This window comes from Paraburkholderia sp. SECH4 (assembly GCF_030511745.1).
Lineage (GTDB): Bacteria > Pseudomonadota > Gammaproteobacteria > Burkholderiales > Burkholderiaceae > Paraburkholderia > Paraburkholderia madseniana.
Genome location: NZ_JALOCP010000037.1, coordinates 1 through 14,154, shown reverse-complemented (window position 1 = coordinate 14,154; position 14,154 = coordinate 1). Strand labels below are relative to the sequence as shown.

Below are 14,154 nucleotides of genomic sequence, written 5' to 3'. Positions count from 1 at the left end.
TCAATCGGACGAAATGGGGCGCGCAGCGGCGGACGGTCGGCCGGCTGTGGCGTGGTCGGTGGATGCGTCAGCGGTGCGGCTCGGCGCGGGATGTTTGCCGTAGAACGGCGCTTTCTTGATGGCGAGACGCAACGCCTGCCAATGAATTCGTGCGACGACGCCGACGGTCAGCAACGGCTGACGGATCAGCGCGGCGAGCGCTGTCGAGCGCGTTAAGGGTTTCAATCGGCCACCCAGCGCCGTGCGGATCAGCAAACCGTCAACGTCCTCGTAGTCGATAGAGACTGACGCGCTGTTTGGTGTCTCCCTGACGCGAAATTCGTAGGTCCCCTCGACGCGGCAAAACGGCGACACGTGTAGCACTTTTCGGCATTTGAGTTCCGTTTCAGCCGTGATCGGCACGTTGCCCGCAGCGCTCAGCAGATAGCTGTGACGATCGCCAAAGGTGTTGCGCACCTCAGCCAGCAACGCTCGCAGATGACCGTCACGATCGTGGCAAAACCAGAAACTGACTGGATTGAACGCATAGCCGAACACACGTGGGAACGCTTGCAGCCAGATCTTGCCGTCCGCTGCTTCAATACCCACCGCTGATAGTTGCGCGCGCATCCATGTGGCGAGATCGCTGCCGTCGCGCGGACCGTGATCGCGCTGGTACAGGCTGAGCAGGCCCCAGCGATCGACGCCGAACCATCCGCTATCGAGCGACGCAAGACGATCCAGATCGCAGCGCACGCAAAACACCGAGTACGTAAAGCGATGGTGCTTCGGCCGCAGACGCTCGTGCATCACCTGGCCCGTCAAAAGCCAGGCAGCCGGATCAACGTTGGCTTCGACGCGAGCGGGATTCATAGCCTGGCCCACGCCGGCGACGCGTCGAAATCGGCGGCCACGCGCAGTGCCGATTTCAGACCGTCCTCGTGAAAACCATAGCCCGTCCACGCGCCCGCGAACCAGGTGCGGCGCTTGCCTTGCAGCGACGGCAGACGGTGTTGCGCATCGATGGCGGCCAGATCGAACAACGGATGGTCGTAGACGAAGCGGCGCAGTTCGGTGCCCGGTGCCGGCTGCATAACCGGATTGAGCGTGACGACGAGGGGCGTCCTGAACGGCAGCGGCTGCAGTTGATTGACCAGATAACTGACACACACCGGATGCGTGCCGTCGACCGCGCGGCACCCCAGATAATTCCACGCCGACCACACACGCTGACGACGCGGCAGCAGATTCGTATCCGTATGCAGCACCGCGACGTTCGGCTGATAGCGCACGGCGGTTAGCACGCTGCGCTCGTCCTGATCGACGTCGTTGTCCAGCAGACGCAGCGAGGTCGGCGCGTGGGTGGCGAGCACCAGCGCGTCGAAACGCTCCGTGCCCTTGTCCGTGAAGACATCGACGCCGTCTGCATCGCGTCGCACGCCTTTAACCGCGGTACCGATACGGACGTCGTCGAGCGTGCCGACGATACGCCGCACATACTCGCGCCCTCCTCCGACCACCGTTTTCCACTGCGGCCGGCGATTCACCTGAAGCAGCGCGTGGTTCAGACAAAAACGCAGGAACGTGGTGGCCGGGAAAGCGAGGATGTCGGCGGTCGCGCTCGACCAGATCGCCGCGGCCATCGGCAGCAGGTAGTGGCGCTGGAACGCGCCGCCGTAGCCACCGGCCGCTAGCAGTTCGCCCATCGATGTGCGTGTTTGCATCGCGAGCTCGAGATTGCTTTGCGCACTGCTGTTGAAACGCATGATGTCGCGCAGCATGCCGATGAAGGTTGGCGAGAACAGGTTGCGACGTTGCGCAAACACCGTATTCAGGCTGGTGCCGGCCCATTCGAGACGGCCTTCGTCGAGCGAGACCGAGAAAGTCATCTCACTCGGGTGCGACTCGACGCCCAGCTCGGCGAACAGCGCGATCAGGTTCGGATAGGTGCGGTCGTTGAAAACCAGGAAGCCCGTGTCGACGGGATGCGTGTGACCCTCGAGCGTGACGTCCACGGTGTTGGTGTGGCCGCCCGCGTAGCCTGCCGATTCAAATAGCGTGACCTGATGATTGCGCGCCAGCAGGTAGGCGCTGGCCAAACCCGAGATACCGGCGCCGATGACCGCGACCCGCGAGCCGCACGGTAGTGGTGAGGTCGGTGCGGGCTGGCTCATGGGCGCGTCTCCTGGTCTCAGGGGCGCGCGGTCGGTTAGTTGGGTATGACGGGGGTTGCGCGTCCTTGAGGGGATTTACGTAGCGGGGGTTGAAACGGATGCAAATCTGGCGGATTTTGGGCGGCAGACACGGGCACGCGACCCGGCGAGACAGAGCTAGCCGGCGTGCGGCGTGCTCACATTGGCAATCGGGGAGAGTTGTTCATGCCGGGCCGCGAGGGCCCGGCAGAAAAATCTACCGCGTCAGCGCACCGGAATGATCAAGTGCTGACCGATAAGGATGAGGTTGGGGTTCGGCAGGTTATTGCGCTTCTGCACTTCAACAAATCGCGCACCGCTTCCCAACTGGCTCGCGGCAATGGCGTTCAGCGTGTCGCCCGAGCGGACCACGTAGGTCTTCTCGCCGCCGGTCGCAGCGGTGGTGAGCACCTGGTCGCTGATGAAGTATTTACGCAACAGGTCCAGATAGGCCGGCGACTGCTTGACCTTCGCGATCGCGGAGTTCAGGTAGATCAGCAGCGCGCTGTCTTCCTTGCGTACGCCGATTTTGTACGCGAGGTTGGAGCCGTCCAGCTTCGTGACCGCGAACGTCAGGTCAGTGCCCTTGATCTCCGATACGCCGAACGGATAGTCGTAGACGATGGCGTCGACCTGATGCTCGTCCAGGAAGTGCGACATCCACGACCGCTGACCTTCGATGCTCGCATCCGACAACTCGACGATTTTGCTATTCGGGAACGCTTTCTGGACGTACGCTTTCACGTCCGGATCGCCCTGCAGAACGCCGACCGTTTTGCCCGCCAGATCGGCGGCGGAGCGGACCGACGAACCCTTGGCGACGATCAACGAATAGCCGAAGTCCTCCACATAGGGAATCGAATAGACGACGCCGCTCGGGGTGTTGTCGGGGAACGTCAGGCCGTCCATGGCGACGTCGACGACCGCGTTGCCCTGCTTGTCGGTTTTCGTCAGCTGATCGGGGACCGCCGGATACGTGTCCACGCCGTGATGCGTGTCGACAGCGATGGTCGGATGGTCGCCCGAGGTGAACTCTTTCTGTGCGAACAGCAGATTGGCGAAGTCGACGTTGAAGCCTTGCGGCTTGCCGTTGTCTTCCGAGTAAAACGGCCGCGATGGATTTTCGACGCTGACGCGCACGACACCGTTGCTCAGGATCGACTTCAGCGTGTCCTTGTTGGGCACGAAACCGTCCGGATTGCTCGGGGCTGGCGTTTTGACGTCGGCGCTGCTGGGGTTGCCGGTGTCGACTCCGTTCACCCCGCCGTTCACCGCGACGGTGTCTTTGTCGGCGCTCTGGCCGCTGTTAAGCGGATTTTTCAGGCCGCCTTCGTGGATATACCAACCGGCAGCCAGCAAGATCAGGAAAAGAACCGAACCCAGAATTTTCTTCATTGTTTTTTGATCGAGTTGAGTAGTCGAGCGGTGCGCGCCTGATTATTTGGGCGCTGCGGGCGAGCCGAGTTGCTGGGCGGGCGGACTGATAGCGCCCAGCTCGGTAGCGGCCTTGGCTTGCTGCACTTCCGCGCTTTCCATCAGCGACGTTTCCATTTCGGAAAATGCTTTGTTGACCGAGTTCATCACGGAGTCGAGCGCGGCGTCCGTTTTGATTTGCGCGAAAGTGTCGCTGGTTTGCATGCCGGCGATCTTGTTCATGCGTTGCGCGGATTGCGACATGTCCCACAGCGCTTTGGCCCGATCAATCGCGTCGGAGAATCGCTTGAGTTCGTCCTGAACCTGCTTATAGCGCCCTTCGCGAAACGCGAGCAGTTTTCTCATCGTCGCGAGTTGGGTCTCGAAACGGGCCGCGTCTTCGGGATACTGTTTTTTGAACTGCGCGGTTTTATCTTCGAAGTTTTTCACTTCGGTGCGGAAATCGGTGATGCTCTTCTTGAACCGCTCGGCCCCTTCCTGCTTTTCGGCCAGTTCGTTGTAGAGCGTCTCGATCGGGTTCGACTTTGCTTCGTTCACGAACATCTTGACCTTCTGGTTCGCGAACTTCATGGCGAGAACGGGACCGAAGTTGATCGCCGCAAGCCCGATCACCGCCGCGAGGATCAGGCCGACCAGGCCTTTGACCAGCAGGATGGCGAGCGGCGCGCCGATTGCGATGCACAGCCCGATAATCGACCACTTGATGACTTTGTATTTCGTGCTGCTTTTGGTCGTGTCAACGACCGAATTGCCGACTGACATGTGAATCCCCTTTTGAAGCCTGTTTTACAAAACTGGTCTTGCAAACTGTTCGGGACATCGTGGTGGCGGTGCGTTTGGCGTCTGTGTTTTTGGGCTCGACGCGAAAACGCTGTATGACTTTACAGGCACTCAGGCGACTCGGGAAGTGCCACTTCTTTTTCACCGTAATTCGGCGGGTCATGAACTCGAATCGATCTCTAGTGGGCAAGAGCTGCGCGTGTCGGATTCAGGCGGAAATATTTACGACAAGCAAGCATCGGATTATTTTCTAATTGCTTTCAACTCCCGTGTCCGCTGAGGCTGAATTCGTCCATGTGAGCGGGAAAACGCACGTCGAGTATGCGAATGGCATGAATTCGGTGCTGTGCTCGCTTTTTTTTTGCTTCGTTTGGGATGAAGCGAAGTTGGGTCGTGAAGGAAGTCACGCAGCGCGATCAAACGGGCGATGCAGGGAGCACAAGGATCAAATGATCCCTATGTCGGCGGCGGCAGGGACAAAGGCCGAGAACGTCGATCGATTCAAATTAACGTTTCATATCCAATGTGTTCAAGGTGCCGGCCTGGGCCGCTCGCGCGCCAGGCCTTACCGTGTCCGCATCAATCTCCGGAGCGCGGGGGCGCTGCATACATTGCTAGCCAGAAGCGAAGGGCTGACTACAATGTATTGATAAAAACGAAATTGTAGGGGCGGTCGGCGGTCCATTCAGGCATAGCGGTCAGTAGCGTGACGTTTCAATTCCTTCATTGGAGGCATGGCCATGACCTGCCTGAACGAAAGGATTGTCGGCGCAATATTTTTTATTCTGAGCGGATATGCGTTCGCGGGTGGCGTTGTCATCGACGCGCCCGTAGAGATGACCGTTGCGAATATCGCGCCTCTGCCCGAGACGGTTGTTCCGCCCATTCCGGAACCGCAACGGTATCTGCACCGTTATGAAATGGAATATCAATCGGATCAGGGAAAGCCGTTTTACGCGCAAGTCGATAATTTCTATAGCACGCAGGCGACCCGCGATTTCCGATTTGGCGCCGGTAGCGCCACACCGACGCCTGAGGCGGCGCCGCAGCAGGCATCGAGTTACCTCAATCTGGGTCCGTCGACGGCGCCGCAACTCTCGATAGTCCAGTTGCCGAACGCGACTCTAACGCTCGGTGCGCAACCGCAGCGAAGACTGTCGTTGACCGTCGAAGACTGGGTCTTTTCTGGAACTGCACGTGTGGCAGTTCTGCATTCACACGATACGGGTGCGACGCTTTCTGTTTGGCATGGCTTCTGATCTGGAGTTTGCGGGTAAACGCAATGTCGTCCGATCGCCAATGTCGGGGCGAGAGAAATGCTGCCTCCGTCCGGTCGCGATACACGCGACCACATTTGCGTATCTATGAACCGCAACGATGGATGCAAATGTGGCGGACTTAGAGCGTGAAGAAGATACCGATTTGCCTAGGTGGTTGGCCTCCAGTTGGGTGCGGTGATTTATACTTTTGGGTGCCGCCTAGACAAGGGTGGCCGGGTTTGACAGCCCGAATCACCCCATCCGCACAAGGCCGCGCAAGCGGCGTTTTCATGTGTGTTGCCTTCGCACGTCTATGGGCGGGCCATGGCAAGGAGACCTTTCGGGGTCTGCCGGTGGATGGGTACCGGTCTGTCAACCTTGTCTTGTGCCCGCTCACCCGATGACAGCGGATGCGGGCGCTTTTTGATCACCCATCGGGAGCGCTTTTATGACTTCGAATACCCCCTCTTCTTTTTCCAAACCCCGTACGCGCGATGAGTTCATCGAAGGGCTGCTCGACGCAGCGGCTAGCGCTGGGGATTTCTATGTGCAGCAGTTTGGACGGCTGGCGGCGATTGCGCAGTCGATCCGGATTGGCGAATGGTCACCCGAAGACAATGCGCAGTTGGTCGAGGCTTTGGAAGGCATTGCCAGTCAGTCGGAGCGACGGGCAAAGATCGATGTGGACTTGTATCGGGGCATGCTGACGGGACACATAGTGGCTTGTTGCTCACATGATGACAAAACCAAGGCTGTCGCTCTCAGCCTCGCGCCTGCCAGTGAAACGAAGCACTAAGTAGATGATGGCGGCTTTGGCCGCCATCATCACGATTCCGACGACCGCAGATCGGCAAGAACGTACGTTAAGGATGCCTCGGTGGCCCTCGCAGGAGCGCCACCGAACGTCAATTCCTCGAACGAGGATTACGGCGTCCAACCGCTCAAGTGTGAAGCGCGACGCGAAGCAATGCCTATTAGGCTGGACGCAATCGAACAAGTTGTTGTGCTACTCCTCGCCACTGCGCCCGAGGTCAAGACATGGTCACCGTCGAACAGCGGCTCACCAGCGTGCAGCCGCACGTCGCACGATGCCCGTGCAGTGCAACCGGAGCACCACCGAACATGCTGTTCCCGTCACCTTCCGCGATCGTCTGGGTACCGTGCTCCTTGCACTCGACCGTATCGCCCTTGCGGGCAACCGGTTTGCCGTCCACGATGTCGGCATTCGAACCGGTCGTAACGGTGCCTCCGTGAGGGGCCAGCGTATCGCCAACCACAATGACCTGACGAACCATCAACTTCCTCCAACTTTGGCCGGTGCTACGGCCTGCCGATCCGACTTAATCACAAATCGATCTCGCGTACACCGGCCATGCCAGTTTCCGCGTTCGGACTGCCAAGATACGTCCATTGCACATCGGCGATCGCCGCGTCGATGAAACGCTCACCGGGATGCGGAAATGCGTGATCTTTCTCGACGAACGCCTGCTGATCCCACCGGTTGTACAGCACGGCCATCGGATGATCGCTGGCAACATGGCCTTCCCATATGCCGGTTTGGGGACAGCGCTGCTGTCCACTGCACCTGACTTGCGAAGCCGGTTGCGGAATCTCGCGCAGGAACCCTGCGTCAATCATGTGCTTCAGGAAATCGTCCCGCTGTGGGGGTAGGACATAGGCCTCACCGAGGTAATGCCATTGCACCTGTTCGGCGGTGAGCCAGCCGGAAGACGATGCCTCGAAACGCTCACCCGCCTGGTAGCGCTCCGGTGTGTTCCGGCGGGCGGGAATCAGTTGGGTCTTGGGAGCAGATGCTGGACCGTATAGCGCGAGCCAGTAGCCGTCGCGCGGCACGATCTGGTTGCCCGCAACCGCCATCGTGCTTTGTTCCACCGACGACACAGCGTATCCGTGCGGAATGAATTCGCGCCCTTGCAGTGCTGCGCCCTGTTGCGGTTTGGGCGGTGGTGTCACGGCCTTTGCGCCGTCGATCAATGTCTGCACGTCGCCGTCCCATTTGGGCAAAGGGGCCGGAGGCAGGGGCAGTACCTTGTCGAGATTGGGAAGCTTCAGACGGCCACCATAAAACTCCAGCGCGTCGCCAAGCTTGCTGTAACGCTGGGCACGGGCCTTGTCAATGTGGCCGACGAGATTGGTGCCATCGTTAAGACCCAGGCCGTTGAATTCGGGAGCAATACTGTTTGCGGATTTTGCACTTCCAAGTTTGACGCCTTCGTGCAGAATCTTGAGTGCCCGTAACTTCGCTTCCGGGGTATTGGGACGTGCGTAGATCAGGCTCAGCTTTTCGGCGGCATCCCCATAGCCTTGCGCAAACGCACACTCCAACATCTGAGTCGCAATGGGTAAGTTGCCCCAAAACCCTTCACCTGGGTCGTCATAGGTACCCGCCATCTTATAGCCCAGGAAGGTCTGCGCGGAGGGGCTGCCCATATCGGCGGCGCGCTGGAAGAAAGCATAAGCGCTTGTAGCACTTCCGCCTTTGACTATCCCGTTCTGGTGATAACTGCCCATCATGTCGTACGCGTCAGGAACCCCCAGTTTCATCGCTTTCTCTACCCAGCGAATCGCCGCTTCCGGATCGTGTTCCGGAACGCCCGGATTGTCGCTCAGAATCAGCGAGGCGAGATTGAGCATGGCCTTCCAGTGATTGCGTTCAGCCGCTTGCATGTACAACTGATAAATCTTCGGGTAGTCACGTTTCGTGACATAGACATTCGGATCATCGAGAGCCAATGCCTGCTGGAACCACAGTTCGGCCTGCGGATCGAGAGGGGGGAGGTGCTGGTCCTGGTACACGCAGGTGAAGGCTTTGCGGTGCGGATTGAACAGCGGCAGTTTTTCGTAGCGCGGCAGGTCGGACATGGAGATGCTCAGCTTGCTGGTGAGGGCAGTAAAGGGGCTGGCCTGCGCGCCAGCGGCCATTACACCGAGGCTAGCGACCAGAAATCGCAGAACGAGGGCGATGAGCCCAATACGGAATCGATACATGTTAGGCATATTCCGCATTTCCTGAAGACGGCATCGTCACCGAGGCGTGCATTGTGTTCGTGGCACGTTGATCTTCGAAGGGCAGGAGAAACCCTGTCATCTTTTGCTTTCCCGCCAACTGGATGTCGCGATTTTGTGCCATGCGTTTATTCCACGCCTTGAAAACGTCCGGCAAATCGGTAGGGCTACCACTACCGGGAATGTCGCCGCCCGAATGCAGACTGAAGACCTCCTGGCGCAACGAACCAGCATATTCCAGTCCGGTCACACCGATATTGATTTCGCTGTCTGACGACATGCTGCGCTGGTTCAGGTTTGCACTACCCACCGTAAGGAACACGTCGTCGATGATCATCAGTTTGGAGTGGATATAGATTTCGCGGTACGCCATGCCATCGCCGTGCGGGCCGCTCGTGCGCAACCGGGCAACACTCACTTTCATTCCAGTTGTGGCTGCAAGCTGCTGCGCGCTTGGGCGGTCTAGCACCTTGCGTTCAGTGCTGATGGGGCCGTCCGGCGTCTGGACGGTATCAGTAATAGTTTTTGCGTCCGCATAGTTCTGGCTGATATTGCCGTCATCAACGTACTTCCGCTGCGCGGACATTCCGTCGCTCGCGCCAAGCTCGGTGAGCGTGTCATACGTGCGCGGAATCATCCCGTCGTCCTCTGGATGAGGGATAACGATGAACAGATGCAGCATCGGCATCTGCGAAACGGGCTTGCCCGACTTTGCCGCCCAGGCCTCGCAGAATGTTTGCCGCGTCTTCTTCAGTTGACGCGCGAAGGCGGGGTAAAAAAAATACTGGTTCTCGATGTAGATGTAGTTGCGGGCGAAACTGCTCGCCTGATAGTACAGTTCCTTGATCGTCTTGTCTTTCTCGCGCGGATGGGTACGAACGATCTGTACGCCGTGTGCCGGATTTTTGGGCGCCTTCGGGATGTTGGCCGGTATGTCCGTCAGCTCGTTGACCTTATGGTCTGGCGCGAAGATGTTCCAGTCGCTCACGAAGTTATGATGCAACCGCTTGAGCGCGGGACCGACCACGCGGCACGCGTAGTCCTGGTACGGTCTGCCGTGCACGTAGCCTTTCGTCGCGGGTTGCCCTTGCGTCGCCTCCTCGTGCGCCTGCTCGTCCTTGAGCTTGCCCTTGGCTAACGCCTCCCGTATCGGGTCGTCGATCTTGTGGGCGGTGGTGTCCCAGTAGTCGGTCACTGAGTTCAGTCCCATGACGTAACCCACTGCGTAACGCCCTTCTTCGTAGGCGTAATCGATAAGGATTGGTTTCTGATGATGCGTCGGATAATTTTCCATCAGACCGGTTTCATCAGCCGGATTCCCCGCCACGTAAACCGGCTTGTCCTCCTCGTCGGCCAGTGCGTGCTGGGCATCGGCGGTTTCGATGGAGCGGAATGCAACCTGAAGACGCGGATTTTTCCCGCTGACATTGCCTTTCGGCAGATTGTCTTTCCACCACTGAATACAGTATTCCTGGCGCTTCTTGCTGTCGTAGGGAGACGACGAAGTGCCGACTATCCAGGCCGCCGGATTGGTGAATGGATTGTGGCCATTGTCGGAGTAGCCGGGTACGTTGTTCTGTTTGGCCGAGGCAGTTTCGGCGTACCAGACCATCAACCTGACCGTAACCGGGTTCTCCTTGCGGGTCGTGATCTCTTCAAGCAACGCCCCATAGGTTTGCCCGCGCGGCCACGTGTCGCCGCCGCGCACGAGTTCCATACCTGGGTCGAACCCCCAGCAGATGATCTCCACGGTCGATTTAGCATTTTTCAGGTCGTTCGCGATCGACCTGAATCCATCTTCGCCACAGATCATGAAATCGAGCGTGTTCTCATAGGTAATCGGCGCGATATCCTGGCGTTTTTCCAGTAACCATTGCACCGACCCCTGCGCGGTACGGGTCTGTTCGTCAATCGCGACGGTTGCCGGATTCTGGGACTGTAGGGTGTCGGCCACGTTCAGGTCCTTGTCATCAGTGTGTCTGGATGTATTGCATCAGGCCAGCCGTTCGCCGCGATTGGTCCGCTGGTCGGCATGGTCAGGATCGCCTTGAAGGGCATCCTTGACGTTCAGATCGTAGTGACTGCCGTTGGCAAGCTGGACCTGATACGCCGGCGTGCCGAGCTCATGATCCTTCACTACGACACGTCCGAATTCGTCTGTTACGCCTTCGCCAATCTTTGCCCCGCCCTTGTAGAGGTCATAGGGTTCACTGGCGAACTGATGCGCTTCGCCCGGCAACGCTCCGAGCGCGAAATGCAGTTGCTCCTTCTCCGGCGGCAGCGCAGGAATGGATGGTGTGCTCACGCTGTCCGGTCCGGTGAAAGTCCGGCTTGCCGAGTGCACCTCGAAGCCGCCTGACGTACCGCTTTTGATCTGTCCGGCTGTCCAGCGGGTATAGCTGCCACCCCCGTTGATCTCGACCTCCTGCTGCGCGCTGATCGTGATCTTGGTCGCGGTCACCGTCACGTTCAGCTTCGCCAGCAGGTTGATACTGTCCTTTAGCGCCTTCACATCGATGTCGCCTGCCGCCGCAATCAGTCGCATGCCTGCCTCGGTGACGAACAGGCGAAACGCTTTGCGTGCGCTGGCAAAAAAGCCGCCGCCTGTGCTGATCGATACGTGCTCGCCGGTTGTGACCGAGGTGGTCTTGCCGCTGCTCAGATGAATCTGCTCCGGCGTGCTGGTGGCGACACCTGCGGGACTTGCCATCACGAGATGCGGCTGCTCGAACTGCTTTAGCGCACCGCCGCCCTGGATAGCTTTTGCTTGAGCTTTCAGGGTACTGGCGACTGCCTTCTGTTCGCCATCCTGTGCCCCCGCTGTCTGAGCCGACTGCGCGAGGCTCGCCGCCGTATCCTGGGCGCTCGCCAACTGGAGGTTCACCTCATCGACGCTGAACGCGTCTCCGGTTGCGCCCGAGCGCGGATGGGTTGTCAGCAGCAGCCCGCGCGCGCCACGCACGGCTGCATTCCCATCGGTGCGCAGCTCCACGCCTTCACCGCGCTTCTCGCCGCGACCGGACGGCTCACTTACCCGCGTGATATAGCCCGCGTGCAGGCCCGACTCGAGGTGATCGCTACGTATCTGCGTTTGCACCTGCCCAGTGGTGTCGTCCTTCAACCAGACGTTGTTCTGGCTGCCGCCGATTTCCTTGCTGACGAACCCCGACAGCATGTGCTGGTCGGGCAGGTTCCACTGCGGCCGGTTCGCGCCGTTGCCCACGCGCGCCGTGATGAGCGGCCGGTCTGGATCGCCGTCGAGAAACGATACGACCGCCTCGTCGCCAATTCTCGGTAGCTGGATACCGCCAAAGCCGCCGCTTGCCCACGGCTGCGCGACACGCACCCAGCACGAACTCCTGTCATCGCGCTGGCCGACGCGGTCCCAGTGAAACTGCACTTTCACGCGGCCCAGTTCGTCCGTATAGACCTCCTGCCCGCCCGGTCCCACCACGGTCACCGTCTGCAACTGCATGGCGGGTTTCTGATGTTCGAACGGGCTACGATAGGGGACGGACTTGCGCTGGACCTCTATCTCGACGCGGAAAAAACCGCCTGAGCCATCCGCGTGCGGCCCGCTGGAAGCCGGGCTGTCCTGAGCGCTTTCACGCGCCTGGGCTAACCGGTTTTGCAGGCTGTGCGGGAAGTTCGCATGATGACTCGATGCCGGAATGTTGTTCTCAATCAGCCATACCGTTTCGATGATCGCGAACTGCCGCCTGTCGGCAGCGTCGGGGTCGTGCTCTGGATGCCCGGTGAGTTCGAACCAGCGCCCGGCGTCGATGCCGCGCACACCGCCGACACCGTAAAACCGCTTCGCCTCCGACTCCCATTGCTCCATGCGAATCTTCGACAGGTGCTCGCCGCGTTCCTGCTTCTGGTAACTATAGGGTCCCGTGTATTCGTAGACTTCCAGCTCGTCCGGCAATTCGTGCGACACCGTGGGGATGCTGGTGCCTTTCGGATTGGCGAGCGACGACGGGCTTTTGTAATCGGCTGTCCGGGTTGTCAGCACCGCGCTGTGCAGGGTGCGTTCGCTCGACCAGTGAACCAGCGCGTCCAGTTCGCTGCTCGTACCGTAGCGGGAAAACTGCACCGTCTGCGGGGCGAGCGGTTCAAACGTGTCGAGCCGGTCCGTAATCGTCAGCGTATGCGACTTGCCATCCTCGCCCTGTGTCCAGAAGCCGAACAGTCCCTCCTCTTCGATCAGCCGATGAGCAAAATTCCAGTCGTCTTCATATTGCGTGCAATAAGACCTCGGCGGTAACGGTGTCGAGAGTTTGAACTGAAACTGGCCTTTCGCTTGGGGGTGGGCATTGAACACATCGGTCAGGATGACGTCGGCGGACTTATCCTGCCAGATACGCTGGTCGCGGCGGAATTTGAGGAAATTCATCCACGAGGCAAAACGGATCGAATAGCTGGTTAATCCGCCGTCTGATCCTAGTCGCCGCACGCCGAATACATAGCCGTGAAAGGGACGATAGGATTTATCCGCCTGCTGAAGCCAAAGGGTTACCGGTTGGCCGATCAGTTTTTTAAGCTTGATATTGCCGTTTGTTGACTGAACGTCGAGCGTGAATTCGAAATGCCGCCCGATTCGCGACCAGCCCACCGCCCGTTGTGGTAACAGCACACTGCTCCCGAGCGGCGTATCCAGTTTCAACAAACGGTCCTGCTGGATCAGCCCGCTCTGAATGGCTCTCACAATATCCTGCGCATCCATTTCCACCCCAAGTTACTTTTTACGTGCGTATTGTCGTGAGCGAGAGAAGACTTTTAGCGACCCGGTAGTCGATCGATTTACCGGCAATGTCCATTCTCGATACGAAATTCACCATGCCACTGGCACGCTCCCGGGCCACGCCACGAGTTTGATGAAATATAGATGGGCCATTTCCGGCGAGCTGACCGGGCACAAAAAGGGAGGGCCTAGTCTGATCATATCAGCCGTGCTGCAATTCCAAGTCAACTTCATGACATGAATTAACAGATTTTATGCTGGGTAGATAAATCTCGGTCACGGTGCGCGCGACTCACGACGACAGCGGGGCGCGGTCCCGGACGGCCAAGGAACATATAACGCAATGGCCGCAACTGCTGAGCGAATCGCAATACGCTTTGCTCTTTCTCTTAGCTGCTCACGATCTAGCGATGTTTCGAATATTCGACTAGCAATGAATCAGTTAGTAGGACAGTCGATGCGCAAGAGGCAATTCAATAGTCGTCCCTGAACAATTCGCCTTGTGTGCAACCGGCGTCACGCCATCACATCAGCGGCATTGCTGAGGTTGAGCAAGGCAGCAACAACGAAGGCATAAAGAGGCCGTAGCTTCATGTATCAATATGTCAGGTCCCTGCAATTCCCATACACCATTTCGACCGTAAAGCCTCACCACACAAGAGCTTCCGGATTGTTCAGGTTCGACTAGGGAAACGCTGATTAATGAAGCTCGGCGGTCATCGCGAACGTAGCCGAGGAC

General features: G+C 58.9%; 10 protein-coding genes. 2 read left to right on the top strand and 8 right to left on the bottom strand.

The window, feature by feature from the left end; all coding sequences use genetic code 11:
- The 4 genes from M0D67_RS33665 to M0D67_RS33650 all read right to left on the bottom strand — a co-directional run bounded on the left by M0D67_RS33665 (nucleotide 1) and on the right by M0D67_RS33650 (nucleotide 4,367).
- Entirely contained in the window at nucleotides 1-852 is an 852-nt protein-coding gene (locus tag M0D67_RS33665) for a DUF1365 domain-containing protein (RefSeq protein WP_266241232.1), read from the bottom strand.
- The gene (locus M0D67_RS33660; protein WP_266241230.1) at nucleotides 849-2,153 is read right to left on the bottom strand and encodes an NAD(P)/FAD-dependent oxidoreductase; all 1,305 of its coding nucleotides are present in this window, start codon (nucleotides 2,151-2,153) and stop codon (nucleotides 849-851) included. The genes M0D67_RS33665 and M0D67_RS33660 overlap by 4 nt, the downstream gene beginning before the upstream one ends.
- Nucleotides 2,154-2,396: 243 nt before the next feature.
- Nucleotides 2,397-3,566 carry a transporter substrate-binding domain-containing protein gene (locus M0D67_RS33655; protein WP_154558921.1) on the bottom strand — a complete coding sequence of 390 codons (1,170 nt, stop codon included), beginning with the start codon at nucleotides 3,564-3,566 and terminating at the stop codon, nucleotides 2,397-2,399.
- Between the two features lie 42 nt (nucleotides 3,567-3,608).
- Entirely contained in the window at nucleotides 3,609-4,367 is a 759-nt protein-coding gene (locus M0D67_RS33650) for a hypothetical protein (protein ID WP_154558920.1), read from the bottom strand.
- Between the two features lie 758 nt (nucleotides 4,368-5,125).
- Here M0D67_RS33650 and M0D67_RS33645 point away from each other — a divergent pair.
- Entirely contained in the window at nucleotides 5,126-5,644 is a 519-nt protein-coding gene (locus tag M0D67_RS33645; RefSeq protein ID WP_171925000.1) for a hypothetical protein, read from the top strand.
- 448 nt (nucleotides 5,645-6,092) lie between these two features.
- The gene (locus M0D67_RS33640) at nucleotides 6,093-6,440 is read left to right on the top strand and encodes a hypothetical protein (RefSeq protein ID WP_154562034.1); all 348 of its coding nucleotides are present in this window, start codon (nucleotides 6,093-6,095) and stop codon (nucleotides 6,438-6,440) included.
- A 235-nt stretch (nucleotides 6,441-6,675) separates the two neighbouring features.
- Here the strand turns inward: M0D67_RS33640 and M0D67_RS33635 are convergent, their stop codons facing one another.
- The 4 genes from M0D67_RS33635 to M0D67_RS33620 form a co-directional block, all read right to left on the bottom strand.
- Entirely contained in the window at nucleotides 6,676-6,939 is a 264-nt protein-coding gene (locus M0D67_RS33635) for a PAAR domain-containing protein (protein WP_154562036.1), read from the bottom strand.
- A 49-nt stretch (nucleotides 6,940-6,988) separates the two neighbouring features.
- A complete protein-coding gene (locus tag M0D67_RS33630) occupies nucleotides 6,989-8,587 on the bottom strand; it encodes a tetratricopeptide repeat protein (protein WP_266241229.1) in 1,599 nt (532 codons plus the stop codon).
- Between the two features lie 67 nt (nucleotides 8,588-8,654).
- A complete protein-coding gene (locus M0D67_RS33625; RefSeq protein ID WP_266241228.1) occupies nucleotides 8,655-10,625 on the bottom strand; it encodes a phospholipase D-like domain-containing protein in 1,971 nt (656 codons plus the stop codon).
- 39 nt (nucleotides 10,626-10,664) lie between these two features.
- Nucleotides 10,665-13,397: a type VI secretion system Vgr family protein gene (locus M0D67_RS33620; RefSeq protein WP_266241227.1), complete on the bottom strand. Its 2,733-nt coding sequence runs from the start codon at nucleotides 13,395-13,397 to the stop codon at nucleotides 10,665-10,667.
- Between the last annotated feature and the right edge of the window lie 757 nt (nucleotides 13,398-14,154).

What these genes read in the sequence shown, in the direction of transcription:
- M0D67_RS33665 (WP_266241232.1), bottom strand. Translation starts at nt 852, where the DNA reads ATGAATCCCGCTCGCGTCGAAGCCAACGTTGATCCGGCTGCCTGGCTT.
- M0D67_RS33660 (WP_266241230.1), bottom strand. Translation starts at nt 2,153, where the DNA reads ATGAGCCAGCCCGCACCGACCTCACCACTACCGTGCGGCTCGCGGGTC.
- M0D67_RS33655 (WP_154558921.1), bottom strand. Translation starts at nt 3,566, where the DNA reads ATGAAGAAAATTCTGGGTTCGGTTCTTTTCCTGATCTTGCTGGCTGCC.
- M0D67_RS33650 (WP_154558920.1), bottom strand. Translation starts at nt 4,367, where the DNA reads ATGTCAGTCGGCAATTCGGTCGTTGACACGACCAAAAGCAGCACGAAA.
- M0D67_RS33645 (WP_171925000.1), top strand. Translation starts at nt 5,126, where the DNA reads ATGACCTGCCTGAACGAAAGGATTGTCGGCGCAATATTTTTTATTCTG.
- M0D67_RS33640 (WP_154562034.1), top strand. Translation starts at nt 6,093, where the DNA reads ATGACTTCGAATACCCCCTCTTCTTTTTCCAAACCCCGTACGCGCGAT.
- M0D67_RS33635 (WP_154562036.1), bottom strand. Translation starts at nt 6,939, where the DNA reads ATGGTTCGTCAGGTCATTGTGGTTGGCGATACGCTGGCCCCTCACGGA.
- M0D67_RS33630 (WP_266241229.1), bottom strand. Translation starts at nt 8,587, where the DNA reads ATGGCCGCTGGCGCGCAGGCCAGCCCCTTTACTGCCCTCACCAGCAAG.
- M0D67_RS33620 (WP_266241227.1), bottom strand. Translation starts at nt 13,397, where the DNA reads ATGGATGCGCAGGATATTGTGAGAGCCATTCAGAGCGGGCTGATCCAG.